Source organism: Entomobacter blattae (assembly GCF_014672835.1).
Lineage (GTDB): Bacteria > Pseudomonadota > Alphaproteobacteria > Acetobacterales > Acetobacteraceae > Entomobacter > Entomobacter blattae.
Map to the genome: position 1 here is coordinate 322,912 of NZ_CP060244.1, position 23,925 is coordinate 346,836.

Here is a 23,925-nt window from a genome sequence, read left to right on the forward strand (position 1 = left end):
TCTCATAGAAAACTAAAATAACACCAGTATTCACAGGCAAACGCTTCAAACCTTATCATCTGCATCATTTTTACTACATACCCCCTCATAAGTTTTTGTAGCCATTAACGGGGTAAGCTCCAATGGAGCTAGAGCCTTATGTTTGCTTTCCACCCACTGCCATAACAAGAGAGAAGGAACACCCCATCCTATTTCTCTTATACGCTTTAACAGGGAAAGAGTTATTCCTTCCTGCGGAGAAAGGCCAAAAACACCCCCCACAAAAACAAGACCCCATTCAGAAACCCCTAACCCCCCTGGAACCACAAAACCCGCAGATTTAACAACCTGCCCCACACTTTCAATAATAAAACATGCCAGTAAAGGTTTTGGCACCCCCATATAATACAGAATAATATAGACTTCGCCTGTGCCGAGGGCCCACCCTAAAAACTGGGCCATCAAAGCAAGAAAAACGTTTTTCTTGCGGTGATAAATCTGACGAATATTTTTATCAAGACCGCGCAGTTCCTCGGCCTTACTCCATCCATGCTGATGAGCTAAGCGAATCATCAGCTTTTCTACTAGAGAAATCCCGCCCAGATATTGAACCCCCACAAAAAAGCATATGCCCGCCAGTAAAAGCCCTATCCCATCAATAATCTGCCCTGTATGAGAGACATCCTTTACTGAAAGCACAAGAAGGGATACGCCCATAACAATAAAAATAACCTGAGAAGCCAACTCCATCGTCAGGTCTGTTATGACAGTCGCTGTGGCTTGGCTAAAAGATAAACCCCGATAGGCAACCATTCGTGTGCCGATAATATCACCCCCAATCTGGGCAACGGGGAGGAGATCATTTATCCCTTCACGAATACTTCGTATTAGAAAAAAATATCGAAAAGAAAGGTGATGATTAAAAGTCGTACCAATTTTTTTCCATGCCCAGGCGGTACAAGCCAGCTGGGTAGCATGGAACCCTACAATAGGAATAATCCCCCAGCTTACACTGAAAATAAGAGAGAGAATGGCATAAAACCCAAACTGCCACACCATCAACACTGTAAGGCTAATACCAAATAAGCCAGCCAAAAAGGTTATGTATTTCATATTTTCTTTAACTTAATTTCTACTTATTTGACTTAGATAGAAGGACCTGTCGGGATTTCTTATACCTTCGCTCGATCCATAAAACACGTTTTATAATCTCTATAGCGTGTGAGTAAATATCTCACGCTCTTGCCATCTTTTATTTTCTACATAATTCAGATGGAAATCGTGCGATAGGACAATTTTTTAAAGAAAAATCCTCTCATAGAAAAGTTACAATCTTCTCCTTGCAATTTTCTTCTGAAAGTTACACATTATAAACGCATAATATGAATAGACTGATTATGCTTTTCTTGAAAAACGTTCTCAGGGCAGGGTGAAAATCCCTACCGGCGGTAAGGGTTTATAAAACCTAAGCCCGCGAGCGCTTTTAAGTTCTTCCTTAAGGGCATTTGCCTTGGTTGAGTTTAACTTGGTTGAGTTTAAAAGGTCTGCAGATCTGGTGAAACTCCAGAGCCGACGGTTACAGTCCGGATGAAAGAGAACACGAAAAAGATCTTGCAATACCCTCCTTGATTTAAGGGAGTGGTAAGAAAGGCAGTGTGAAGCTGCCGTTGCTTGGCTTTAGAGCTGTTGCTGGTCTGAGGTGCGTTTTTCTTCCTTATTTCGTTAGGTTAGAATTTCGTGCAGGCCTTTATTAACTCTATAATCCCACCCTTAGCCAAAGAGGAAAACCCTCAGTCTTTCTTCCCGGAAGCTATTCATCAAGGGTTCTTGCAGGCCCTGGCCGAGGCATTCGCTTATTGTGGAGCTACTGCACCCAACCCCCCTGTCGGATGTGCCATCCTGAATCAAAAGGGTGAAGTGCTCACCGTTGCAGCCCATCATCGAGCAGGCACCCTCCATGCAGAAGCCCTAGCTTTAAAACAATGTCGGGAAAAAGGCCTTCTTGAGCAGGCCCATACCGCAATTGTCACCCTAGAGCCCTGTAACCATACTGGCCGTACCCCGCCCTGTACAGAAGCCCTTATCAAGAGCCCCATCCGTACGGTTTGGGTCGGCTTGCCAGACCCAAACCCGCAAGCCAGCGGAGGGCTTGCCCGCTTACAAGCGGCGGGCTTTTCTACTTTCCTTCTCCCCGAAATCCAGAATCCTCAGGCACAGGCAATGGCCAGGTTTTGCCAAAGCCTGCTGGCCCCTTTTAGTAGAACGATAACCTTGGAAACCCCCTGGATAACGGTAAAACAAGCTCTCACTCCCCAAGGCTCTATGGTACCCCCGCACGGGCAGAAAACTTTTACTTCTGCTGCCTCCTTAAAGCTCGCCCATCAACTTCGCCGCGCAACAGATGCCATTATAACCGGTTTGAACACCTTTCTAATCGATACCCCTTCTCTGACTGTTCGCCATATTCCCGATCATTCAGGCCGGGCTCCCCGTTTATTAGTGATCTGCAGCCGCAAGCCTGCTCTCCCTCAACCCGTTATCATAACGGCAGAACAAAACGGATTCATTGTTGAGCAGTGCCAAGACCTTTCTAATCTGACCGCCCTTTTAAAGAAACATCATGTTCTATGGGCCATGGTGGAGGGAGGCCCTGCTCTTTTAAAAGCCCTAGATGAGCAGAAACTCTGGCAAGATTGGCTCACCATCCAATCCCATCCCGATGCCCCTGACACCCTTCATCCCCAGACAGCACCTTGGCTAGACTCTCCTATTACACCCCTTACGTTATTTCTGGCCCAAACTAAAACAGGCCATTCCTTTTCCTTATAATTAGGTTTTTATATGTTTTCTGGTATTATAGAAAAAAAAGGGCATATTCTTTCCCTTACTCCTACTCAGGATAACGCCTCAATCGAATTGCTGCTTGAAACCGGCTTTCCCGACCTTGAATTGGGTGAAAGTATCGCAGTGAATGGGGTCTGCCTGACCGTTGCCCAACATCACACCACCCAGGCTTTGTTCTTTGTAAGCCCTGAAACCTTAGCCCGCACGAGCCTTGGCATGCTGGAAAAGGGAGGCACTGTTAACCTGGAACGCGCTGTGACCCCCAGCACGCGGCTCTCTGGCCATATCGTGCAAGGCCATGTGGATGGAACGGGCCGTCTCCTTTCCATTCAAAACGAAGGAGAGGCTCATAAAATAACCCTTGCCATACCTGCTCATTTCAAACGGTATATGGTAGAAAAGGGCTCTATCACGCTCGATGGCATAAGCCTTACCCTTAATGAGGTTGGCCCTATCGGGCAAGCCCCTGCCAAGGAGGATGAATTTCTCATTTCCCTTATGATTATCCCCCATACTTGGCAGCATACGACCCTTTCCGACCTTTCCAAAAAACCAAGTCCCATTCTGAATGTGGAAGTTGATATCATTGCAAAATATGTGGAAAACCTATGTCAATATCCCGCTTAACACCCCCCCTTCATAAAGCCGTAGAGGCCATTAAAAATGGCCAGATGGTTATTCTGGTTGATGATGAAAACCGTGAAAATGAGGGTGATCTCATCATGGCTGCAGAGCATGTCACCGCTGAGGCGATCAATTTCATGGTCACCCATGGTCGGGGGCTCGTATGTCTGCCCCTCGAGGCTCAACAAATTGAACGTCTTGGCCTTCCTATGATGACGACCGAGAACCTTAGCCCCTATAAAACGGCCTTCACCGTCTCAATTGAAGCAAAGCACGGCGTAACAACAGGTATCTCCGCAGCAGATAGGGCCCAAACCATTAAGGTTGCCTGTTCTGCTCAAGCCACTGCCCAGGATATCGTGGTTCCTGGCCATATTTTTCCGCTCAAGGCAGCCAGTGGAGGAGTGCTGGAACGCCCCGGCCATACAGAAGGCTCTATCGAACTTGCCAAAATGGCAGGACTCTCCCCTGCTGCTGTTATTTGCGAGATTCTCTCTGCCGATGGCAATATGGCTCGCAGGGCAGAACTAGAAGATTTTGCCCAAGCGCATAATATTCCCCTTCTCACTATTTCAGAGCTGGTCAACTACCGGATGCACACCCCAGTCCCTGTTCAACTTTCTGCCGCAGCCCCTGATCACACTATACAAGAAGTGGCCCATGCCAAGCTCCCAAGCCAATATGGTGGCCATGATCTCTCTATCCATGCCTTTCGGACAGAGGATGGTGTAGAACATGTCGCCCTCGTCAAAGGAAACGTTGGCGAAGGCAATGCTTCAGAGGCTCCTCTTATTCGCCTCCACTCAGAATGTGTCACAGGAGATGCCCTAGGTTCTCTACGATGCGACTGTGGACCGCAACTACAAGAAGCCTTACGCCTGATTGCCCAAGCCCCTTGTGGCATGCTGGTCTACCTTCGTGGCCATGAAGGCCGTGGCATTGGCCTTGCCAACAAGGTAAAGGCCTATAGCCTCCAAGATCAGGGCTATGACACGGTTGAAGCCAACCACATGTTAGGTTTCCCCACTGATGCCAGAGACTGGCGCGCTGCCACAGCAATACTCCACAAGCTGGGCATCCATACCCTTCAGCTGATGACAAATAATCCCGATAAAGTTACCGCCCTAACCCAACAAGGTTTTCAGGTTGCAAAACGGGTTCCTCTTGAAATTCCCCCTAATCCCTTCAATAAAAAATATCTGCAAACCAAACGCACCCGCATGGGCCATCAGCTTGCTGATCTTGTTGAAACATTTACTTCCTGATAAGGCTTTTTTATTCTGATAAAGCTTTTTCTATTGTCTTTCTCTAACAGCCGATTCTTTTTCGGCAATACATTCCAAATAAGGTTTTTTTCGTGAGCACTTATCGACCATCTTCCAAACCTGTCTTCACTTTTACAAAGCCCCCTCGCATTGCACTCCTCGTAAGCCGCTTTAATGATGAAATTACCCATGGTTTACGAGAAGGGGCCATAGAATGGCTAAAAGAACATAATATTAGTGTCCCTGCCGAAAACATTATGGAAGCACCTGGCGCTTTTGAACTGCCTTTGCTGGCACAAACACTCGCCAAGTCAGGCCTTTATGATGGCATTATATGCCTAGGCTGTGTCATTAAAGGGGATACTGCCCACTTTGAATTCATTAGCCTAGGGGCAACTATTGGAATTATGCAAGCCTCTCTTTCTACAGAAATCCCCATAAGTTTCGGGATCCTCACCACCTATAACGATGCCCAGGCCCTTGTGCGCTCCCGCAAGGATGAACATAATAAGGGGCGCGAGGCAGCGGCGGCCTGTGTAGAGAGTTTGCACTTTATCCAAAAAAATAAAAAATAGAGTCCCTCAAGTAAAAAAACGCTTTTTCTTCCTCTGAAAGGCTAGAAAAAATTTTACAAATCTGTATATAGAATACCAGAAGTTTTCAGTCCCCAGTAAATTTTATGGTGTACTGACTCTGCCGGGTTAGCACAGTGGTAGTGCAGCGGTTTTGTAAACCGAAGGTCGGGGGTTCAAATCCCTCACCCGGCACCATTTATCCTTATTTTTCAATGGTTTATGAGATAGTTTGGTGTAATTTGGTGTAATCACAATTACGTTACCGTTCTATTTTAATAGATATGCTTTTTTCTTCTCTTAAAAAAACAAATAAAAAATCAGGCTGTTGTGGTCTGTGGAGTTGTGGAGGCTGTGGAGTTTTACTCTGTAAAAATCCATCAAATCCATAGAAGCTTTGTTGTGGGGTTCTCATTTGAGAAATCCACATTCTTTAACAATTGATTATATGTATTACATGTAATATATTAAGATATTCTTCTCTGAAAGAAAGCATCATGACAACCACAGTTCGCCTTAACCAAAATATTGAAGAGCGGCTTGACTTTCTGGCAAAACAGACAGGCCGAACCAAAACCTATTATATTGCCCAACTAATTGAAAACGGTTTGGATGAGCTGGAAGATTATTATCTCGCTGCCGATGTTCTGGAAAAAATCCGAAAAGGAAAAGAAAAAACCATTTCCTCTTCAGACCTTAAAAAGACTCTTGATCTATAAGTGTCATTATGTGGGAAATAAGATTTTCTGAAACAGCTAGTAAAGAATTCAGTAAGCTGGATAAACCAGTGGCCAAAAGGCTTATGAACTTTTTGGAAGAACGCGTTGTCACTTTAGAAGACCCTCGTAACCTTGGTAAAGCTCTTCGCGGCCATTTAGGTGAACTTTGGTCTTACAGAGTGGGAGACTTTCGTATCATTGCTGATATTCAGGACAAAAAGCTCTGCATCCTTATTCTGAAGACGGGACACAGAAGATAAAGTCTACACGTAACACACAAGAAAGGCCGCATGGTATGCGGCCTTTCCCTGCTTGTAGGTTTAAGTTGGAGAATTAGGCAACAGCAAAGATATTCTGATCGACTGTGGCATTGTTGAGGAAGGTAACTGTGTTCCCAGTTGAAAGACTGAACACACTATTGCCATTGGCATGAGTAACTCCTGTTACACTCTGCCCTTCTGCCAGATGCAGACTCTGTAAACTGCTGCTTCCGATAAAGTCACTGATAACAGCATTGCCTGTCCCAAGGGTAATATCAAAAGCGTTCTTCAGATCAATACTGGCCTGCTCTATCCCCTGCACATAACTGACCTTGCCTGTTCCAGCATCTGAAGCTGTAAAGATCGAAACCGTCCCATCAGAAGCCCCATTACCAGTCAGGCTGATGGCTCCCGATCCACTCACAGCAATGGTGTTATTCTTACCAGATAAAAGTGCTGACACAATTCCTGATCCAGACCAAAGCGTATCATCACCCAAAAGATTTAACTGTGAAGATGCACCCTGCTGAACAGAGTTGTCATTGAGCACCAGATCCGTATTCCTGCCAGTAAAAGAGAACTGACCAGTAGATGCAAACAGGGTAGCCCCTGCACTGTTGTTGACATTGACCGTGTAATTGTCACTTTCAGATTTGACAGCATTCAGGATCACATCGACTGGTGCCTGTCCACTACCAGAAAGGTTAAACGTGCCTGTTTCTTTCCCTGCAAATAGCTGTGAACCTGTGGCTGTGCTTTGTAATGTGTGGTTGATGGTGCCACTCCCAGCCCAAATCTGGCTATTTCCCCGATCATAGACAGTAGCATTGGCACGCCCACCCTCCCCATTCATGACCAGTAAAGCATCCTGAAGAGTGAAGATAGCATTCTGAACAGAATTATCAACAAAGACTGGTATGCGATTATCAATGGAAAGACCTGTTACATTGTAGTTGCCGTTATTGGCAGCCATGATAAATGAGTCAGAACCCAGTCCTGACACAGTAACATTCGGTGCAGATGAAACCCTGAAATCCAGAGAAACCCTGTTGCCGGCTGTCCCATCATATTCTTCAAAGGAAGTTCCCCCTGAACGGATAACCAGCTCACCAGAATTGCCATCAAGGTAACGAATATCTGTCATAATCATATCCTCATATAAATTTCTATAAATGAAAGTTTTTTGTCATGCATATAACCTTTATATACATGATATGTATTTATGCTTATTTGTTTTAATAAACAATATTTGTTATATAATTTATTTTTCTGAATAAATAAATATATTTTTTAATTAATCGTAATCATAGCCAAACTTCTCGATAATTTCGTCCAGAATGGCCTGATTAATTCCCACCCCATGACAGGATAAAAGATACCGCCTTCTGGCCTCCGCCGTGAGATGATGATTAAAGCCAGATGCCGTATATATCCTTATATTATAAAAGCTTTCTTCTGGCATCTGGCACCCGCCTGATGGGCTGCCCTGTGCTTTACCAGCCATACAGAGAAAGGCCGCACAGGGGTCTTCAGAATGGGCCTGAGAGGTAAAGATAAACATCACCCCAACAAGGAAGACTGAAAGAGCGACTGTATAGAGATGGATATATAAGTTTCTCATTTTTTGTATTTTCCATGATTAATAAATTCATTTTATTTTTGACAAAATAAAATTTATTATTATAGAATTAATCCTGAAAAAACAATTTTCTTTTATCACTCAGGATAACTCCCATGACAAAAATACCTATAAACGGCATGAGGCTTCCGACACTGACCCTGTCGATGCTGGCCATTATCGGGCTTTTATTCCCTGCATCAGGAAGCAAAGCCCATTCCCGCGAGATCATCTCTTTAAATGTCTTACAAAAAGCCAGGAACTGTAGTGTGGGTGTGCATCCCTTGACTACGGCCTATCTGATCAAGGCTGAGTCCGGGGATAACCAGTATGCCGTGCACGTCAATGGCCGTTATAAACTGCCACGCCAGCCCCAGAACATGCAGGAAGCCCAGTCCACCTTTGACTGGCTTTCCACTCACAGGCTGAATTTTGATGCGGGCTATATGCAGGTTAATTCAGCAAACTTTCGCAGCCTTGGATTAGACCGGACTTCTGTCTTTAAATCCTGCGAGAATATCCGTGGGGGGACAAAAATTCTGGCCCAATGTTACAACCGCGCGGTTTCAGAGACTGGCTCTGTGGGTCAAAAGGCGCTTCGCAAGGCCCTCTCCTGTTATAATACAGGCAATACCAGCAAGGGCTTTACCAATGGCTATGTGGGCAAACTGGTGCAACTGGCTGCTGCCAATGTCTCCAGTTCAACCCTTATGGTTCCTGCCTTACTCGCCTCACCCCGCCATGATACAGACGGTGTTCCCGAGCGTGACGGTGATACAGTCTCTGTTACGACAGATCATCAGGACAGGTCAGCCCAAAAGGGGGGACATGATGTTTTTGCCAGTAGCGATGATAATGACGCGTTTACCTCAAAGGTCGTTACACCGCCTGCATCAGTCAAGCAGATAGCCTCCCCTTCAGCCAAAGAAGAGGGAAAAGATCATGACTGATTTACTGTCTTCTCCTCTTCTGCCTTCTGAACCTATCCATGCTGTTCTTGTCGATGAAGTTCGTCTGCTACGGGATTTTCACACCAGAAATATCAGACTGGTTTCCCTATTGAAAACCCATGGCGTGTTTGTCCCTGTCTTTCTGGACAATAACAGCACGGACAGTACCCGCTATCTCGTCATCTGTCGCAGGCAGAATATCAGCAAACCCAAGTCTTGGCGATCAGCCCACAGGGCCCTTCATTGGCTTGCTGAACATCTCTCCCTTTCCTCCTTCTCCATCTCTCTTAAAGGAACTCTTCTTTATGAAACCCTTCCCTAAATCCTTGTTCTTTTTTTGTTCTTCCTCTCTTTTTATGCAGTTCTTCTTTGCTGCCTTTCTGGTGATCGGCCTGCTACACCTGCCAGACCTGTGCTTTGCAGCTGGCGGCCTAAGCAATGGTACCTCGGCTTTAACCTCTATCCAGTCATGGTTGCTCACTATCGCTCCGATTGCTGCGGTGATTGGTATTATCTGCCTTGGTGTAGGAGTTCTGTTCAGCTTTCTGTCTTACTCTTCCATCGTCAAGCCTGCTGTAGGCCTCATCATTATCGGAGCAGCGTCTTATATTGCGGGCCTCTTTGGCCTTGGTGCATAAGGAGAATCTCCATGCCCCATTCCCATATGCTGCTTAAAGGCATTACACGGCTCCCCACTTTCTTCGGAGTGCCAAGGGATATAGCCATCGGCATTCTGATGGTATCAGCCTGCCTGTTCATGCTGATCCATATATGGGCTCTGGTGATTTTTGCTGTGCTTTTTGGCACCGCCTATGCCCTGTCCAAACATGATGACCGGATATTCAGGGTTCTGTTTTTATTCCTTAAAACAAAGCTCTTTAATAGCTGGAAAAACCCGTTCCACAGACTATGGCGTGGAACAAGCTATGCCCCTGCCCCTTATGGCAGCCCTTATCTTCCCTACAGAAAAACAAAAACAGGAGAGTCATCCTCATGACACTGTCCTTTTACAGAACAAAAAGGGAGACAGCAGCAGACAGGCTCTTTACCAAAGAGCCTGTTGTCTCTTCCTATATTCCCTATCTCCATCATGTCACAGATACCATTATCAGCACCGATCAGGGCCGCTTCCTGACCATTTTCAAACTCACTGGCAGGTCACCTGAATGCCAGTCTGATGCCACTTTGGGCGGCTGGACAGAAGACCTTAACCAGCTCCTGAAAAGCATCGGCTCTGATCATCTGGAGTTTTATACCCATCACCACCATTACGAGATTGATTATACGCCTGAAGAAAGGCTGGAGGGCTTCTTTCCCCGCCATTTTGACCATAACTACCAGAAAGGTTTTCTCAACCGTAAATTATGGGGTAACAGTTTCTACCTGACCCTGATTTACGATCCGATTGCTGACCGGGTGCAAAAACGCCTTGGCCTGTTTGAGAAGAAAACACAGGAAGAAATCGCCCATCTTCAGGAAGAGGCGATCAAGGCTTTGGAAGATATTTCAAGCCAGATCATGGGCCATATGAAACCCTATGGGATTGAACAGCTCGGTATCTACTATCGGGACAGGGCAGGCAAGCATATCAATCTTTCCAACCATGATCTTGTAGAAGAAGATGAGACCGATACTCTTGATGAAGAGCAAAAGGATGTTATGGATAACGACCTTTTGGATAATCATATCATTGAGCATCCTATCACCCCTGAAGAAACAGGATTGGCTTTCTCTTCTGGTCTTGAGTTCCTCTCCTTTCTTGTCAATCATGACTGGGCTCCGGTTCCTGTTGTGCAAGGGGCAATCCGTGATTATCTCTGCCATACACGGCCTGTCTTCAGCCTGTGGGGCGATGCGTTCCAGATCAGGCTCGAAAATGAGAGCATTTTCTCTTCCGGTCTTGAGATCAGGGAATATGAGGAACACACAGAAGCAGGCCAGTTTAACCTGCTACTGGAAGCCGATTTTGAGTTTCTGACAACGCAAAGCTTTTCCACCCTTTCCCTGCCATCTGCGAAATGGCTGTTAAGCCTGCAACGACGCAAACTGGAAGACACGAACGATCCTGCACTCTCCCAGATCAATGGGATCAGGGAGGGAGAAGATGCGGTGGCTTCTCGGCGTATCCTGCTTGGCCAACATCATTTTACGCTGCATGTGTTTGCCAAAACCCAGAAACAGGCACAGGATTTAGCCCGCACCGCCCGTGTGCTTCTTAACAGCTGCGGGGTCATTGCCCAGCCTGTGGCCCAGGCCAGTGAGGCGGCCTTCTTTGCCACCCTGCCCGGCAATTCCACTTACCGCCCACGCCCGGCTCCCATCAACTCCCTGAACTTCCTTGATTTTAACAGCTTCCATTCTTATGCGAGAGGCAAGGCTTCCGGGAACCCGTGGGGTGATGCGGTGATGATGTTCAGAACACGGATTGGCAGTCCGTATTATTTCAACTTCCACCCCACCCCCGAAGAAGAGAACGCCAAAGGCAAGAGGCCGGCAGGCCATACCCTGATACTGGGCGAGACGGGCACAGGCAAATCCACCCTTCTATCAGCCCTGCTCGCCAATGCCACCAAGTTTTCTCCCCGCATGTTCATTTATGACAAGGATCAGGGACTTGCCCCTCTTATCCTTGCCCTTGGAGGCCATTATCTGGAACTGAAAGATGGCGTGCCGACAGGCTGGCAACCTTTACAGATGGACGGCACGACCGCCAATAAGGCCTTTGTCAAACGCCTGATCAGACTACTGGCTGAAATATCATTAAAAAATGAGATCAGCCATAGACAGGAAGAGGTGATTGGTCAGGCCGTAGAGGCCATGATGGGTAAAGAGAGCATCTTCCCCCAAGAGGGGCGCACCCTGACCCATTTTGTCCAGCTTCTGGCCGTTGAAGAGGGAAGCAGCAGCCTGCATGAGCTGTTGGCCCCATGGTGCAGGGAGGGGCAGCATGGCTGGCTGTTTGACAATGATACAGACAGTATCGACCTCTCCCGGAATGATATTTACGGCTTTGACCTCTCCGACTTCATTACGCCCAAAGACGTTGAAGCCCCAACAGCCAGAACACCCCTGCTCTTCTATCTGCTTTACCGTATACGCTCCAGCATAGATGGCAAGAGGCATGCGATGATCGTGCTCGACGAGTTCGCCCAGTATCTGGATGACCCCACCATCGACTATGAGATCAAGCGGGGATTAAAAACAGACCGCAAGAAGGACTGCCTCTATGTTTTTGCTACACAAGAGCCGAACGATGCGCTTGAAAGCCGGATTGGCAAGACCATTGTCCAGTCAGTGGCCACCAAAATCCTGCTTTCCAACCGGGGTGCTGCGCCAGAAGACTATATTGACGGCCTGAAACTGACCCCTTCAGAATATGAAGAGCTGGTGCAGATCAGCCCACAGTCCCGCCAGTTCCTGATCAAGCAGGGTGATGAGACGGCCATGGCCTCCATGCGTCTTGAGGATATGGACGATGACATCGCCATTCTGTCTGGCACACCAGACAATGCCGAGATCATCCGCACCCTGATTGAACAGTGTGGGAGTGCAGACCCCAAAGTCTGGCTGCCCCTCTTCTGGAACAGACTTGAGGAGAAACGCCCATGAAAGCCCCCGCTCCGTCCATTCCAAATCCTCTACCAAGACCAGCCTGCAAGTGGAGAAAAAAGAGGAGAATAGGCCTCGTTCTCCTCTCTACTTTCCTGCTTGAGCTGCTCTTTTTGGGCAGCATCGCCCTTATTGTTCAGGAGTTTCTCCAATGACCCATCTTCTTTCCATTCTTACAGGACATGCCATGCGTAAAAACCTTCTCGCTCTCTCACTGACAACCATTTCCGTACTCGGCTATGGGGCTGTAACCTCTCCTGCAACTGCACAGGTGGTGGTCAAAGACCCCTCATCCATTGAACAGCTGCTCCAGCAGGTCTCTACCGCCAAAAGCCAGCTCACCAACATGCAGCAGCAGCTGGAAACCACAATGAACATGTATAAATCACTGAATGGCAATACGGTCTTCTCAACCCTGCTGCCTCAGGCTGCCGAAAAGATCGAGGCGAACCTGCCAGAAGACTGGCGCAAGGTTTATCTTGATGCCTTCAATGGCAGTTCGGACTATTCCGGCACGGTCAATGACATGATGCAGACCATGCAGGAGCGGATTAACAGCCTCTCTCCCATGCAGGCTCTTGATACCATCCAGAAGGAACTTGACGAAAAAGGGGCCTATGACCGGGCAGTCGCCCTCAAGGCGTATAACAACCACATGGCCGAACTGAATAATATACAGGATTTGGCAGAACAGTTGCAGTTTGCCTCTACTCCCAAAGAGGTTCTTGATCTTCAGACACGCATTAACGCCATGCAGGGCACAATACAGGGTGAGACCGCCAAGATACAGCTCATGGCAATGTTACAGAAGGCTCAACTTGATGTTTTGGAAATGGAGCGAAACCGGGCAGTATTGAGAATGGCGATTGGCAATAAGGACGATCCCATCACCTCACCCGATATTACACAAGGATTCTGATCATGAAGAAAATCACCAGAACATGCGCCCTCTCCCTCTTTACAATCCCCCTCCTCCTCTCCGCCTGCGAGAAAAAGGCACAGACCAAGGAATGGTATACAAACCATAAAGAAGAGCGTCTAGCTCGAATAGAGGATTGCAAAACAGATGCAGAAAAAATGATTACCCTTGACTGTCGCAACGCCTTCGAAGCCAACGTGGACATTATGGCCTTTGGAAAAAAAGGTGATACCGGACAGTCTATCGATATTACAAAAGGCTTCAATCTTCCCAAAAAGGAAAATACAAACAAAGATAAGGAGCCCGATAAATGACCATTCAAGTTACAACACAGCTCTTTCAGGTAATTGACAGCAAAATCCTTGAATACACCTCTGCCAAAGTAGCCATCGTTACCCAAATGGCAACGCCTATTGTCGGTATTGCGCTGACCATGATGTTTCTCATGGAAGGAATGCAACTGCTTTTTGCCGACGGTGGTGGCTCTTTGGGACAGTTTTTTCAACGCTACATCAGAACGGCTCTCATTGTAGGAATTGCTGGAGCAGGTGGGCTTTATCAAACCACCCTTGTTCATGCAGCCCTCGGACTTCCTGATGATGTTTCCCATCTGCTGGTTACAGGGAGTTCCTCCTCATCAGGTAATGTAGCCAACCAGATCGACGAATGTCTTAATATGGCCGTCACATCAACTTGGGAAATGTGGAACCATAGTAGTTTCTTTTATGGTGGTGGTATTGTTTTAGCCATTTGTGCCATTGATGTTTTGATTATTACCCTTGTGCTTTGTGCGCTTATGGCTGGCATTATCCTGATGTCCAAGTTTCTGCTTGCCATCACACTCTGTCTTGGCCCTGCCTTCATTTTTTGCCTGTTGTTCAAGCCAACTTCTGGACTCTTTAACAAATGGATCGGCCACGTCCTTAACTACTCTCTGGTCACAGTAATCTGTTCAGTTGCCTTTGGCATTATCTGGACATTCTTAAGAAACGGATTACAAGGTGTCGAACAGCTAACAGAAGGTAACAGTAATGCCATCAGTGCCACGCTTACCCTAAGCATGGTTGCAGCTTCGTCTATTTTTATCTTCATGAAAATCCCCGACATGGCCTCTCATCTGGGCAATGGGGTAGCAGGACATATTCCAGACATTACCCGTGCCCTGAATAGTGGTGGCGGAGGAAGTGGTAAAGCCCTTTCGGCTCCTTCTTCTGGCGCGGGTTCTGGGCTTGGCAGTAAGGTCGCTGATGCCGCAACAGCTGCTGCCAGTGGTGGTGCAGGGGCTGCCAAAGCCGCTACAAACGCCATTAAAGGCTATGCAAGAGGGTCTGCAAAATGATGAACAGGTAGAAAGCAACATCAGAAGATGGGTTAAAAGCCCATCTTCTCTTTGCTGGAAAAGCCCTTATCAAAAATATGCCTTCGTCAAAACAACACCCCAAATTCCGTCACTGCTCTGACCTAAGCACTCCTTTTGGATGCACCAAATTAAACCTCTCTCCATTTGATCATAATTATAATGGTACTTTTTAGCAATATCATCTCTGATTTTCTGAAAATCATAAGGTTTTAATTCTGCACCTACCTTACCATTTAAACTATTGTTTACAGCTTGCCATAGTTTTAAGCCAACCTCTTCAGCTATCTGTGCTTCGTTTTTCATTGTTTTCTCCCTATATTTTTTAGAAAATTCATGCTGATTGCCTCCATTCAATTTTAAAATGAAGCCTTCTTCTCTTCAGCTTAAAACGCTATTTATCTCTCAACTTGAAGGCAGGAGGCACCTGAAAGGTTAAACTATAAAGAAATCATAAGAAAAGATAATTATTTGAATCTTAGTAATCATCACCCGTTCACACTCTGGATTACATCCTTATTATTACTTGTTTCTCAGAATAAACCGTAAAAGCCATCACATAGTTTATAAAATAAGAACCCCGTAAACAGCCTAATTCCAATATCATCATTATTATTTTTATATTTTTTGTTTTATTTTATAATTTGTTTGTTAAATAGTTTTTGTTTTTTATCATTTTTTATATTAATAATGGTTCATTGTTATTGTTGCGGAGATAACCATGAACCCCTTTTTCTGCCCTAAATATTTCTATACCTTCCCCTGGGCCCTTCCCTTACTGATTACTCTTGCGGCCTGTGGCAAAACACTGCCTCCAGAGCCAGACTTTGACGGTGATGTAGCTGTCAACAGGACTGTTCCCGATGAGATCAGCCCTTATATGCCACAAATCCATGCGGGCAATCCCATTGTTTTAGCTCCCCCTGTTGAACACAGGAAAATTGAGCGTAAACATAAGAAAATATCTGCTGTTTCCAATAGAAATAATTTTAATAATAACAGGAATAATAATCCTGAAATAAATACTGTTATTTCTACTCCCCTTCCTGCCCCTGACCAAACAGCACAGGCTTTAATCCCAAAACCTGTTCAGCCCTCTGAACAGCCCTCGGTTGTTGTCAGACAGGAGACTTCCCCTTCCAACACTGAAGTTCTGATCAAGCAGGCAGTAGAGAACAAAATACCAGCACCCGCAGTGTCAGCATCCCTTACACCCCCTCTCACCCTGAATTTTTCTGGAGAAGACATTCATGAAATTCTTAACTAAAACGGCTCTTGCAGCCCATCAGAGTAAAGCCCTTGGACTGGAACGTGACCTCTTGGCCGAACTGATCTCCAGCCGCAATTTCTCACGCAGGGTCTCCACCCTCTCACTCTGTCTTGGCCTGTTCTGTGTGGCAGGACTGGGCTATACCATTCACCGCTACGCCCAGCCCATCCCTGAACATATCCTGACCATTAACATGGATACAGGAGAGATCAACACTGTCTCCCTGCTGACCGAGCAGAAAACCTATGGCGAGGTCATTGATCAATATTGGGTGGGCCAATATGTGCTCCATCATGAAGGCTACGACTATTATACCCTTCAACAGGATTATGACGCTGTCTCTGTCATGTCTTCGCCTGTTGTGGCTGGTGACTATGCCAAACTCTTTTCCGGTAATGAGGCCATGGACAGGAAATTACAGGACAGCATGATCCGCACGGTTCATCTGGTCTCTGTCATTCTGGATCGTGAGAACCAGATCGCTACTGTCCGCTATACCACACAGGACAAATACGCCAACCGTTCTATCCCTGAAGAGAAAAAGCACTGGATCGCCACAGTAGCCTATTCCTACCAGAAGACGGTGCTTACAGCCTCACAGCGTTTCCTGAACCCTCTTGGCTTTCAGGTGACCTCCTTTAAAGCGCAGCCAGAAGCTGCCAATGCAGGAGAATGATCATGAAACCCTTTTCCCATTCTTCAAGGAACAAAATTGGTAAAGGCAGAGAGGGCCGTAGCGGAGAAAACCAGTATCTCCTCTTATGGACTGCTGCCCTGACCTCTTCCTTCCTGTTCTCTCTTTATTCCATCCCCAGCCATGGGCTGGAACGCAAACAGGTTTCCCCTTACGATTACCGGATCAAGTCAGCCCTGTATAACCCGCAGGATACGGTGGTGATTGATAGTGTGGTGGGAGTGACCACCCATATTACCGTCTCTCCACAGGAAACCTATCTGGCCCATGCCTTTGGGGATTCAAAAGCCTGGGATTTTGCCCATGTCAAAAACCACTTTTTTGTCAAACCCGTTGCTGAAAATGCCGATACCAATCTCACCATTATTACCGATAAACACACCTACCACATCATGCTGCACTACATCGGGGAACTTTCCTCAAAGAGTGAAGGTAAAGATGGTAAAAAAGGCTTTATCAGAAGCCCATGGCAACTCAGGCAGGCCACATTAGAGCTGACCTACAAATATCCTGATGATGACGAGAAGCAGGAAGCCAGAGAAGTACAGGAACACTCCATCCAGAGTGCCTTTGCCAACCCTTATATCTCTGGGCGCAAAAACCTGAATTACACCATGGCGATAGGCGATGATGCAGACAGTATCAAGCCAGTCAATGTATGGGATAATGGAGAATTGACCTACTTCAAATTCCCTGAAAAAATAGACCTGCCCACCCTGTTTGTCATGGGACAGGACGGTAAGGAAAGTGTGGTCAACAGCTCTGTAAGTGGAGAAAACCACAACATCATAGTGGCCCAGATGGTGGCTGAAAAATGGGTGATCCGCTCCGGGGATAAGGTTATAGGCATCAGGAATACCGCCTACAACCCAAGGGCTATTTTTGCTGGCCGTCCCACAGGTACAACCAGCCCCTATGTCCGGCGTATCGCCAACCCTGCACAGGAGGATAAGTAAATGCCTAAAACCATTGACACCGATACATTCTACCAGTCCCCCTCTTCCAGCCCCTCTCCTGAAGGCAGCACCAGACAGAATGACGAGCCCATTGACTCAAGACTGCCTCTTACACCAGATCGCAAGAAAAGGGCCGTAGGACTAAAAGCCCTGTTCTTTTTATCTGGCGTGAGCTGCCTTGGGTTTTTCGGCTATCTGGGCTATGAGAACTGGATCTCCTCCCATGAGAACAGTCAAAAGAACAGGCCTGTTCCTGCTCCTGTCCCCAAACACCAGTTTACGTTAGCCACAACTCCCAGACCAGAGCCCAAAAAACAGGCTCTCACGGTGCTTCCACCTCCTGACGCAACCCATGGGATAACATCAAATGCCTCTCCTCTGGCTGCACAGTCAGGCCCTAAAAAGCATAGTCCCACTCCTGAAGAGCTGGCCTTGCAGCGCAGGCTGGAAAGTGGGTTTGGAGGTTCCATAGGTTCTGGCCCTGAAGCAGGGGGTGAAAAAAAGCCAATGCCTGAACGCAGGTCTGAAGAAAGCTCTGCCTTGAGCAGAAGGCTTTCAGGCGATCATCGTGCCCCAGCTCCTGCTTCCATCATGGCCCATCCCCGCTTCATGGTGCCCAAGGGAACAATGATCACCTGTGGGACATTAACAGAGCTCGATACCACTGTAGCAGGGCTGGTCTCGTGCCGTGTCAGCCGGGATGTGTTTTCAGCTGATGGCACAGTCCGTCTGATTGACAAAGGGGCTGTGGTGGATGGAGAGGTCTCTTCTGGTCTCTCCCACGGACAGGAACGTATCTTTGTTTTGTGGACACGTCTGCGCAATCCTGATGGTGTGGTGGTCAATCTTGACAGCCCCGGCACCAACCGGCTTGGCAGTGCTGGTATTGAGGGGCAGGTCGATACCCACTTCTTCGACCGCTTTGGCGATGCAATGATGATCAGCCTGTTCTCTGACCTGAGCCAGTCTACTATTGGCACGCTGTCAAATCTCACACAAAAACATAACACGGCCAATATCTCCACCTCCAATACCCAACAGCAAACCAGCCAGATGGGCAACACTGTATTGCAGAACACGGTCAATATTCCCCCCACCCTTTATGACCAGCAAGGTGATGTGGTCTCCATCTATGTTGCCCGTGACCTCGACTTCTCATCGGTTTACTCACTGGCTTATGGAAGTGCCCCATGAGCCAGACACCACAACGCGATTATGCTGCAAGACAGGTGCTCTCCCCTCTGGATCGCTATCTTGGTGATCCAGACATCTTTGAGATCAGGATCAACCGCTTTGGCGAAGTGGTCTGTGACACCACCACAGGCAAGAAATTCTTTCCTGATCCTGCCATAACAGAACCCATGCTGCACACTTTGACCAACGCCCTTCTGGCCTTTAATGGCAAGGGCAGAAAGCCCATTAATGATGTGCTGTTGCCTGACGGCACCCGAGGGATCATCTGCTGGCCTCCGGCAACGCTACCGGGCACTGTGCTTCTCTCCTTTCGCAAGCATTTGCCCGTGACCAAAACTCTGGCCCAGCTTGAACAGGAAAAGCGCTTTGCAGGCTTCAGCCACAAAAGGCAAAACCAGAAAGGCGAGCTTTTCCCCTTTGAAACGGAGATGCTTAAACTGCTGGATAAAGGGGATTTGCCTGCCTTCTTTACTCTGGCCGTTCAAAACCACCAGAATATTGCCGTAGCTGGCTCTACCGGCTCTGGCAAGTCCACCCTCACCCGTTCCCTGCTTTTGGAAGTCCCTTCCCATGAGCGTCTTATCATCCTCGAAGACGTCCATGAGATCACCGCCCCCAATGCGGGAGAAGCAGGCTTCCTGATGTATGGACAAAAGGGGGATGTGGGCCGGATTACGGTCACTGAAGCCTTGCGCGCCTGCACACGGCTTACCCCTGATCGGATCATCATGGCCGAACTTCGCGATGAAGCGGCATGGGATTATCTGGCCGGGGCTAATACTGGCCATCCGGGCGGTATCTTCTCCACCCATGCCGACAGTGCCTTGACAACCTCCTCCCGTATTGCTGATCTGGTCAAGCAGAGTGAGGTGGGCCAGGGTATGGAATTTGAGACCATTCGCAGGAAGATAGAGCAGACCCTTGATGTGGTCGTCTTCATGAAAAACTGGGAAGTCAAAGAAATTCTCTATGACCCCAAAGGCAAGAGGGGCATAACGTCATGAACTGGAACAGGAATACAGTTTATGGAACCCTGATAGGCTTTATACTGGTGGTGGGATTTTACCCTTATCTTCCCCAGATCAGGCAAGCCTTTGAGACTACCCCTGCCCCCATTGCCCTTATGCAGGATCAGGCTGCCTCCTCCTCTCCTCATCCTCCTTCATCTGCAAACTCCTCTGTCCTTCCTGCCCCTACCCTACAGGCGGGCTTCTCGCCTGAAGGCAGTGCTGAAGCCCTTGTACTTTCTGTCATCAACAATGCCCAGTCCTCATTGCGGATTATGGCCTATTCCTTTACCGCACCCAACATCACCACTGCCCTGATCAATGCCAAAGCGCGCGGAGTTGATGTCAGGATGGTTGTTGATGAAAAGGGTAACAGGGCTCTCTACAGCATGAGAGCTCTTACCGCACTCAAAGAAGCAGGCATTCTGATCCGCACGGATAGCGATTTTGCCATCCAGCACGACAAGGTCATCATTGCCGATGAAGAAACTGTTGAGACTGGCTCATTCAATTACACCCAGTCTGCCGAAAGGCGTAACAGCGAGAACGCCCTCGTCATCTCCCATTCCCCACAACTCGCAAAAAACTACCTCACTCACTGGCAAAATAGATGGAATAGGGGAAAATTATTGATGAGAATATTACATCAATAAATTATCTAGATACCCGGTTTTTTACTTTACGATAGGCAATATACGACTACATTGTTACATTAATATTATCACTTCTGAACAACAATAATGTTATTTTATAGGACGTAAATATATGGAACAAATTTTTACGGATATTAGTAAAACAGGCCCTAAAATTCAGTTCAATACTGGCAATATAGTTAACGGTTCCGAAGAATTTAACAAGGTTCTTCCAGATGTTGACGGCACACTAGATACAGACTGGAATCTAACTGCCTGGCATGTTCCTGCCGCGAGTATCTTTAATCCAGCAACACCAACTATCAATGACATCAATTACACCTCTCCTGTGCTGGGTATTCCCAGATACACATGGGCAACAAATGTTCCTCAAAGTAATATGAACCCTATTATCAGTAGACTTTCAGTTTATGGTCAAAAAGGAGATTACACTTATCAGCTTAGTGCAGGGGGAGGCTATTTACACGACATTTTCCTACAAACGTTTGATGCTGATAGAATTAAAGGAAAAATTTATACTTTTGACCATCCTATTGAATTAAACATGCAAGAGAGAATTACTTCCCAAGGTAATAATTTCGGAGGCGGTTATGTAGTGTTTAACAGTTTTAGCTTACATTTTAACTTTGCTAAAAATCCTAATTACAATCCCAATTTGACATCTTTTGGGTTTTTTCTACAAATCCCAACTTTTGACAGTAGAGGAGAAGATTTTGGTTATACTGAAATAACCTCTCTGCCGTTTGAAGGAAAACTATTCAACAACTCGTCTATTACTATAGATAAGACAAATAAAATTTACTCAGATGCATCTGTAGTCAATCTTCAATTATCAAACTCTGATGAACAGCTACATAATATTAAGATAAATCTCAATGCCGCACTTTTACAAGCTGTTCAACAATTTATAAAAGTTGATCCTTCCCACAAGGAAGACTATTCCAATTTAAAAAATTGGAGCTTAGGAAATTACTATGGTGGAATAGAGACAAACTTCAATGGTGAATCCGTTTTATCGGTAGATATAAAAAACCCAACTTTCCTATATGACTCTCAATCATTATTCGACACTACTCATCCTTCAAAAATTGAAGATATAGACGATGGAAAATACACATACATAGATAATTATGATGAGTTAAATACCATTAAAAATAGTACTAATACAATTAAAGTTGAGAGTCTCGTTACTCTTCTTTCAGGAGCAACACATCTGCAAACAATTAACAGCTACGGAAATGATACAGTTTTCATTGGTGGTAATAAAGATACTTTTGCAACAACAATAAACATCAATGCTTACGGAAAGATACTTAATGTAAAGTCTCAATACAGTAAATCTCCTTTAAATGTATCTATACAAGGAAACGCACCTATCATCACACAAGGTAATTTTGATGGTTTAAACCTTACAACGAATAACTCCTCTAGTAGTATTTCTGGAACTATTGCCTCTGGCAATATCACTCTAAACAACACAGTAGCTTTTTCTGCGACAGGATTTTTTAAACTCACTATAAATAACGGCAACAACTACAATTACAATATATCAAATCCTAATATAGATATAAATAATGGCACAGGAAGAATTAATCTAATTCCCACTACCGATATCAGAATAACAAATGTAAACATTACCGGTGGTACAGAAGAAATTTATACAGCCACTTCTTCTGATAAAATAACAAACATATATTATCACTCTGGTAAAACAAAAATAACAAATACTAATGATACCGTAACTATTATTTCCAACTCAACTAGCGGTAATCTAGATGTCGTTGCTGGAGCTGGTAAAGAAACAACGTTTCTCAATAATGGTAACACGACTTTCTTTGGAACTTCTTCAGCCGGATCACAAATTATTATTGGAGGCAACAGTTCTGAAGACATTGTTAATACAGTCTATGGCGGTACCACTCAACAAGAAATATGGACTGGAAACAAAAACTTTCTTATTGTTGCCTCACAAGAAACAACAGTAAAAAATGGAACACAAAATATTAACTTACAAGGTGGAACTAGTACTTATTGGGGTGGCGCAGAAATAACAAATATTAATGTTTCCAATGGGAATTTAACTGCTTTTTTAGGAAATAACTCTAACTCTATCTTAATAAATATGAGCCTATCAAACAATACTACTCTTTCAAATTTTTCATCTGGCAACTCTACCCTACAACTAACTGGTATTTCTACTCAAAGCCAACTACAAATTAGCCACGTCAATAATGATACACTTATCAAGACAGCGACCAGTATCCTTACGCTTAAAGATAGATCAAATATTAATATTATTAACCAAAATAATGTTTTTTTACTAATGGACTCATGATTTCTATGCTTACTATCCGATGTATTATGATGGAAAAGAATGAACTGACCTTACTCGAGCCTTGGATACTTTACCATAGCTCCTTATTTGGGTTTGAAAATCTAACTATTATTGACAACGGATCAACATGTCCAGAAATTCATACCTTACTAGACTACTATGAAAAAAAAGGTTGCTGCATTCTACGAACCTTCACAACAAAACAAGATTTTATCGATAAAGGAAAGATTGTTAAAAACATCATTCAGGAATGGGATAAAAATAATGATCATTATGATTTTGCCATTCCTTTAGACTGTGACGAATTTCTTGCATTCTTTGGAAATAATATCCTCCTTGAAAAGGAGGATATTATTAACCAATTTCAATATCTACTCAATTATGATGGAACGTTTTTATTACACCGTATTCTTCTAAACGATCCTACCCATACTGGTTTTTTTAAACCACAAATTATTAGAAAATCTTTTTTCAGGCCAAATACAATTGTTAATTTAGATAACGGCTATCATGAGCCCCAAACCATCTATGATAGGAAACTCATATTTACTAATTTTATGTATATACACCTACATAATCGACCAAATTTTTCTGATCTAAAAAAATTTTCTTCTGAAAAACTTGCTCCTTTTGTTAATATAAGTGACTTAGAAAACCTAAAAAACTATACAGGAATTGGCTCGCACTTGATCTCAGATTTTTTTCATTCGGAAGAAGACTATAAAAACCAATACAGAAATACAGGAATGTTATACCTGCGTGATTTTATTGTAAAAATGCATCAACTTGGATGTAATATAGAGAAAATATTTGGCCATAATGAAAACAAGCTCTCCTGCTATACAAACATAAAGAAAGTAAAAATGCCTAAACCTTTATCAAACTTCTTAGTCTGTTTCTTTAAAGACAAGAGATTAATATTAGAAGGATACGATGAGCTTTTTTACAAAAAAAAATACCCTGATATAAATAATGACACATATTACACCATATGGCCACTAGTACACTTCTCCAATTTAGGTTACCATGAAGGACGAATTAGTAACGCTTTTGCTTCCTCACCTTATCTTATTATCCAGTAAAGAAACTTATAAGATTTA

The 23,925-nt window shown here is 45.2% G+C and carries 27 protein-coding genes, 1 tRNA gene and 1 riboswitch; of the genes, 23 read left to right on the forward strand and 5 right to left on the reverse strand.

From position 1 onward, the window contains the following. Window positions 1-45 precede the first annotated feature (45 nt). A complete protein-coding gene (locus JGUZn3_RS01405; RefSeq protein ID WP_203414007.1) occupies window positions 46-1,092 on the reverse strand; it encodes a flippase-like domain-containing protein in 1,047 nt (348 codons plus the stop codon). Between the two features lie 298 nt (window positions 1,093-1,390). Next, window positions 1,391-1,582: riboswitch (FMN riboswitch) on the forward strand. A 134-nt stretch (window positions 1,583-1,716) separates the two neighbouring features. Here JGUZn3_RS01405 and ribD point away from each other — a divergent pair. The 7 genes from ribD to JGUZn3_RS01440 all read left to right on the forward strand — a co-directional run bounded on the left by ribD (window position 1,717) and on the right by JGUZn3_RS01440 (window position 6,263). Then, window positions 1,717-2,808 carry a bifunctional diaminohydroxyphosphoribosylaminopyrimidine deaminase/5-amino-6-(5-phosphoribosylamino)uracil reductase RibD gene (gene ribD, locus JGUZn3_RS01410; RefSeq protein WP_203414008.1) on the forward strand — a complete coding sequence of 364 codons (1,092 nt, stop codon included), beginning with the start codon at window positions 1,717-1,719 and terminating at the stop codon, window positions 2,806-2,808. A gap of 12 nt (window positions 2,809-2,820) precedes the next feature. Continuing rightward, window positions 2,821-3,450 carry a riboflavin synthase gene (locus JGUZn3_RS01415; RefSeq protein WP_203414009.1) on the forward strand — a complete coding sequence of 210 codons (630 nt, stop codon included), beginning with the start codon at window positions 2,821-2,823 and terminating at the stop codon, window positions 3,448-3,450. Beyond that, the gene (gene ribB, locus JGUZn3_RS01420; RefSeq protein ID WP_203414010.1) at window positions 3,432-4,712 is read left to right on the forward strand and encodes a 3,4-dihydroxy-2-butanone-4-phosphate synthase; all 1,281 of its coding nucleotides are present in this window, start codon (window positions 3,432-3,434) and stop codon (window positions 4,710-4,712) included. Before JGUZn3_RS01415 ends, ribB begins: the two co-directional genes overlap by 19 nt. 92 nt (window positions 4,713-4,804) lie before the next feature. Then, window positions 4,805-5,287 (forward strand): 6,7-dimethyl-8-ribityllumazine synthase, encoded by a 483-nt coding sequence (gene ribH / locus JGUZn3_RS01425; RefSeq protein ID WP_203414011.1) that lies wholly within the window; start codon window positions 4,805-4,807, stop codon window positions 5,285-5,287. Between the two features lie 120 nt (window positions 5,288-5,407). Further along, a tRNA-Thr gene (locus JGUZn3_RS01430) sits at window positions 5,408-5,482 on the forward strand. A 299-nt stretch (window positions 5,483-5,781) separates the two neighbouring features. Further along, entirely contained in the window at window positions 5,782-6,003 is a 222-nt protein-coding gene (gene relB, locus JGUZn3_RS01435; protein WP_203412742.1) for a type II toxin-antitoxin system RelB family antitoxin, read from the forward strand. Window positions 6,004-6,011: 8 nt separating this feature from the next. Continuing rightward, on the forward strand, window positions 6,012-6,263 hold the full coding sequence (locus JGUZn3_RS01440; RefSeq protein WP_238996768.1) for a type II toxin-antitoxin system RelE family toxin: 252 nt from the start codon (window positions 6,012-6,014) through the stop codon (window positions 6,261-6,263). 73 nt (window positions 6,264-6,336) lie between these two features. On the opposite strand, the gene JGUZn3_RS01445 is transcribed toward JGUZn3_RS01440, so the two are convergent. Further along, window positions 6,337-7,407: a hypothetical protein gene (locus JGUZn3_RS01445; RefSeq protein WP_203412741.1), complete on the reverse strand. Its 1,071-nt coding sequence runs from the start codon at window positions 7,405-7,407 to the stop codon at window positions 6,337-6,339. A gap of 150 nt (window positions 7,408-7,557) precedes the next feature. Next, the gene (locus tag JGUZn3_RS01450; protein WP_203412740.1) at window positions 7,558-7,884 is read right to left on the reverse strand and encodes a hypothetical protein; all 327 of its coding nucleotides are present in this window, start codon (window positions 7,882-7,884) and stop codon (window positions 7,558-7,560) included. 113 nt (window positions 7,885-7,997) lie between these two features. Between JGUZn3_RS01450 and JGUZn3_RS01455 the strand changes: the two genes are divergently transcribed. Genes JGUZn3_RS01455 through JGUZn3_RS01475 form a run of 5 tightly spaced genes read left to right on the forward strand, consistent with a single transcriptional unit; the run spans window position 7,998 to window position 12,440 of the window. Further along, window positions 7,998-8,831, forward strand: coding sequence for a lytic transglycosylase domain-containing protein (locus JGUZn3_RS01455; RefSeq protein ID WP_203412739.1), 834 nt, complete (start codon window positions 7,998-8,000; stop codon window positions 8,829-8,831). Further along, window positions 8,824-9,153 carry a hypothetical protein gene (locus JGUZn3_RS01460; protein ID WP_203412738.1) on the forward strand — a complete coding sequence of 110 codons (330 nt, stop codon included), beginning with the start codon at window positions 8,824-8,826 and terminating at the stop codon, window positions 9,151-9,153. Before JGUZn3_RS01455 ends, JGUZn3_RS01460 begins: the two co-directional genes overlap by 8 nt. Beyond that, window positions 9,137-9,469, forward strand: coding sequence for a TrbC/VirB2 family protein (locus tag JGUZn3_RS01465; protein WP_203412737.1), 333 nt, complete (start codon window positions 9,137-9,139; stop codon window positions 9,467-9,469). Before JGUZn3_RS01460 ends, JGUZn3_RS01465 begins: the two co-directional genes overlap by 17 nt. Window positions 9,470-9,480: 11 nt before the next feature. Next, a complete protein-coding gene (locus JGUZn3_RS01470) occupies window positions 9,481-9,828 on the forward strand; it encodes a type IV secretion system protein VirB3 (protein ID WP_203412736.1) in 348 nt (115 codons plus the stop codon). Next, the gene (locus JGUZn3_RS01475) at window positions 9,825-12,440 is read left to right on the forward strand and encodes a VirB4 family type IV secretion/conjugal transfer ATPase (protein ID WP_203414012.1); all 2,616 of its coding nucleotides are present in this window, start codon (window positions 9,825-9,827) and stop codon (window positions 12,438-12,440) included. The genes JGUZn3_RS01470 and JGUZn3_RS01475 overlap by 4 nt, the downstream gene beginning before the upstream one ends. Before the next feature lie 29 nt (window positions 12,441-12,469). Here the strand turns inward: JGUZn3_RS01475 and JGUZn3_RS12545 are convergent, their stop codons facing one another. Further along, window positions 12,470-12,592, reverse strand: coding sequence for a hypothetical protein (locus tag JGUZn3_RS12545; RefSeq protein ID WP_275402847.1), 123 nt, complete (start codon window positions 12,590-12,592; stop codon window positions 12,470-12,472). Between JGUZn3_RS12545 and JGUZn3_RS01480 the strand changes: the two genes are divergently transcribed. Genes JGUZn3_RS01480 through JGUZn3_RS01490 form a run of 3 tightly spaced genes read left to right on the forward strand, consistent with a single transcriptional unit; the run spans window position 12,592 to window position 14,698 of the window. Next, a complete protein-coding gene (locus JGUZn3_RS01480; RefSeq protein ID WP_203412733.1) occupies window positions 12,592-13,359 on the forward strand; it encodes a type IV secretion system protein in 768 nt (255 codons plus the stop codon). The genes JGUZn3_RS12545 and JGUZn3_RS01480 overlap by 1 nt on opposite strands. Before the next feature lie 2 nt (window positions 13,360-13,361). Then, entirely contained in the window at window positions 13,362-13,673 is a 312-nt protein-coding gene (locus tag JGUZn3_RS01485; RefSeq protein WP_203414013.1) for an EexN family lipoprotein, read from the forward strand. After that, entirely contained in the window at window positions 13,670-14,698 is a 1,029-nt protein-coding gene (locus tag JGUZn3_RS01490) for a type IV secretion system protein (RefSeq protein WP_203414014.1), read from the forward strand. The genes JGUZn3_RS01485 and JGUZn3_RS01490 overlap by 4 nt, the downstream gene beginning before the upstream one ends. Window positions 14,699-14,767: 69 nt before the next feature. On the opposite strand, the gene JGUZn3_RS01495 is transcribed toward JGUZn3_RS01490, so the two are convergent. Next, entirely contained in the window at window positions 14,768-15,022 is a 255-nt protein-coding gene (locus tag JGUZn3_RS01495) for a hypothetical protein (protein ID WP_203414015.1), read from the reverse strand. Window positions 15,023-15,437: 415 nt separating this feature from the next. Here JGUZn3_RS01495 and JGUZn3_RS01500 point away from each other — a divergent pair, with 415 nt between their 5' ends. The 8 genes from JGUZn3_RS01500 to JGUZn3_RS01535 all read left to right on the forward strand — a co-directional run bounded on the left by JGUZn3_RS01500 (window position 15,438) and on the right by JGUZn3_RS01535 (window position 23,907). Continuing rightward, window positions 15,438-15,983: a hypothetical protein gene (locus JGUZn3_RS01500; RefSeq protein ID WP_203412727.1), complete on the forward strand. Its 546-nt coding sequence runs from the start codon at window positions 15,438-15,440 to the stop codon at window positions 15,981-15,983. Continuing rightward, window positions 15,967-16,662: a virB8 family protein gene (locus JGUZn3_RS01505; RefSeq protein WP_203412726.1), complete on the forward strand. Its 696-nt coding sequence runs from the start codon at window positions 15,967-15,969 to the stop codon at window positions 16,660-16,662. The genes JGUZn3_RS01500 and JGUZn3_RS01505 overlap by 17 nt, the downstream gene beginning before the upstream one ends. A gap of 2 nt (window positions 16,663-16,664) precedes the next feature. After that, window positions 16,665-17,636, forward strand: a complete 972-nt coding sequence (locus JGUZn3_RS01510) for a TrbG/VirB9 family P-type conjugative transfer protein (protein ID WP_203412725.1) — start codon at window positions 16,665-16,667, stop codon at window positions 17,634-17,636. After that, window positions 17,637-18,830, forward strand: coding sequence for a type IV secretion system protein VirB10 (gene virB10, locus JGUZn3_RS01515; RefSeq protein WP_203414016.1), 1,194 nt, complete (start codon window positions 17,637-17,639; stop codon window positions 18,828-18,830). After that, a complete protein-coding gene (locus tag JGUZn3_RS01520; RefSeq protein WP_203414017.1) occupies window positions 18,827-19,834 on the forward strand; it encodes an ATPase, T2SS/T4P/T4SS family in 1,008 nt (335 codons plus the stop codon). The genes virB10 and JGUZn3_RS01520 overlap by 4 nt, the downstream gene beginning before the upstream one ends. Beyond that, window positions 19,831-20,490 carry a phospholipase D family nuclease gene (locus JGUZn3_RS01525; RefSeq protein ID WP_238996855.1) on the forward strand — a complete coding sequence of 220 codons (660 nt, stop codon included), beginning with the start codon at window positions 19,831-19,833 and terminating at the stop codon, window positions 20,488-20,490. The genes JGUZn3_RS01520 and JGUZn3_RS01525 overlap by 4 nt, the downstream gene beginning before the upstream one ends. 112 nt (window positions 20,491-20,602) lie before the next feature. Further along, on the forward strand, window positions 20,603-22,825 hold the full coding sequence (locus JGUZn3_RS01530; RefSeq protein WP_203414018.1) for an autotransporter outer membrane beta-barrel domain-containing protein: 2,223 nt from the start codon (window positions 20,603-20,605) through the stop codon (window positions 22,823-22,825). Then, window positions 22,822-23,907, forward strand: coding sequence for a glycosyltransferase family 2 protein (locus JGUZn3_RS01535; RefSeq protein ID WP_203414019.1), 1,086 nt, complete (start codon window positions 22,822-22,824; stop codon window positions 23,905-23,907). The genes JGUZn3_RS01530 and JGUZn3_RS01535 overlap by 4 nt, the downstream gene beginning before the upstream one ends. Window positions 23,908-23,925: the final 18 nt, after the last annotated feature.

Coding starts and splice junctions, on each gene's coding strand:
- JGUZn3_RS01405 (WP_203414007.1), bottom strand. CDS start 1,092: ATGAAATACATAACCTTTTTGGCTGGCTTATTTGGTATTAGCCTTACA.
- JGUZn3_RS01415 (WP_203414009.1), top strand. CDS start 2,821: ATGTTTTCTGGTATTATAGAAAAAAAAGGGCATATTCTTTCCCTTACT.
- ribB (WP_203414010.1), top strand. CDS start 3,432: ATGTCAATATCCCGCTTAACACCCCCCCTTCATAAAGCCGTAGAGGCC.
- relB (WP_203412742.1), top strand. CDS start 5,782: ATGACAACCACAGTTCGCCTTAACCAAAATATTGAAGAGCGGCTTGAC.
- JGUZn3_RS01440 (WP_238996768.1), top strand. CDS start 6,012: ATGTGGGAAATAAGATTTTCTGAAACAGCTAGTAAAGAATTCAGTAAG.
- JGUZn3_RS01445 (WP_203412741.1), bottom strand. CDS start 7,407: ATGACAGATATTCGTTACCTTGATGGCAATTCTGGTGAGCTGGTTATC.
- JGUZn3_RS01450 (WP_203412740.1), bottom strand. CDS start 7,884: ATGAGAAACTTATATATCCATCTCTATACAGTCGCTCTTTCAGTCTTC.
- JGUZn3_RS01455 (WP_203412739.1), top strand. CDS start 7,998: ATGACAAAAATACCTATAAACGGCATGAGGCTTCCGACACTGACCCTG.
- JGUZn3_RS01460 (WP_203412738.1), top strand. CDS start 8,824: ATGACTGATTTACTGTCTTCTCCTCTTCTGCCTTCTGAACCTATCCAT.
- JGUZn3_RS01465 (WP_203412737.1), top strand. CDS start 9,137: ATGAAACCCTTCCCTAAATCCTTGTTCTTTTTTTGTTCTTCCTCTCTT.
- JGUZn3_RS01470 (WP_203412736.1), top strand. CDS start 9,481: ATGCCCCATTCCCATATGCTGCTTAAAGGCATTACACGGCTCCCCACT.
- JGUZn3_RS01475 (WP_203414012.1), top strand. CDS start 9,825: ATGACACTGTCCTTTTACAGAACAAAAAGGGAGACAGCAGCAGACAGG.
- JGUZn3_RS01480 (WP_203412733.1), top strand. CDS start 12,592: ATGACCCATCTTCTTTCCATTCTTACAGGACATGCCATGCGTAAAAAC.
- JGUZn3_RS01485 (WP_203414013.1), top strand. CDS start 13,362: ATGAAGAAAATCACCAGAACATGCGCCCTCTCCCTCTTTACAATCCCC.
- JGUZn3_RS01490 (WP_203414014.1), top strand. CDS start 13,670: ATGACCATTCAAGTTACAACACAGCTCTTTCAGGTAATTGACAGCAAA.
- JGUZn3_RS01495 (WP_203414015.1), bottom strand. CDS start 15,022: ATGAAAAACGAAGCACAGATAGCTGAAGAGGTTGGCTTAAAACTATGG.
- JGUZn3_RS01500 (WP_203412727.1), top strand. CDS start 15,438: ATGAACCCCTTTTTCTGCCCTAAATATTTCTATACCTTCCCCTGGGCC.
- JGUZn3_RS01505 (WP_203412726.1), top strand. CDS start 15,967: ATGAAATTCTTAACTAAAACGGCTCTTGCAGCCCATCAGAGTAAAGCC.
- JGUZn3_RS01510 (WP_203412725.1), top strand. CDS start 16,665: ATGAAACCCTTTTCCCATTCTTCAAGGAACAAAATTGGTAAAGGCAGA.
- virB10 (WP_203414016.1), top strand. CDS start 17,637: ATGCCTAAAACCATTGACACCGATACATTCTACCAGTCCCCCTCTTCC.
- JGUZn3_RS01520 (WP_203414017.1), top strand. CDS start 18,827: ATGAGCCAGACACCACAACGCGATTATGCTGCAAGACAGGTGCTCTCC.
- JGUZn3_RS01525 (WP_238996855.1), top strand. CDS start 19,831: ATGAACTGGAACAGGAATACAGTTTATGGAACCCTGATAGGCTTTATA.
- JGUZn3_RS01530 (WP_203414018.1), top strand. CDS start 20,603: ATGGAACAAATTTTTACGGATATTAGTAAAACAGGCCCTAAAATTCAG.
- JGUZn3_RS01535 (WP_203414019.1), top strand. CDS start 22,822: ATGATTTCTATGCTTACTATCCGATGTATTATGATGGAAAAGAATGAA.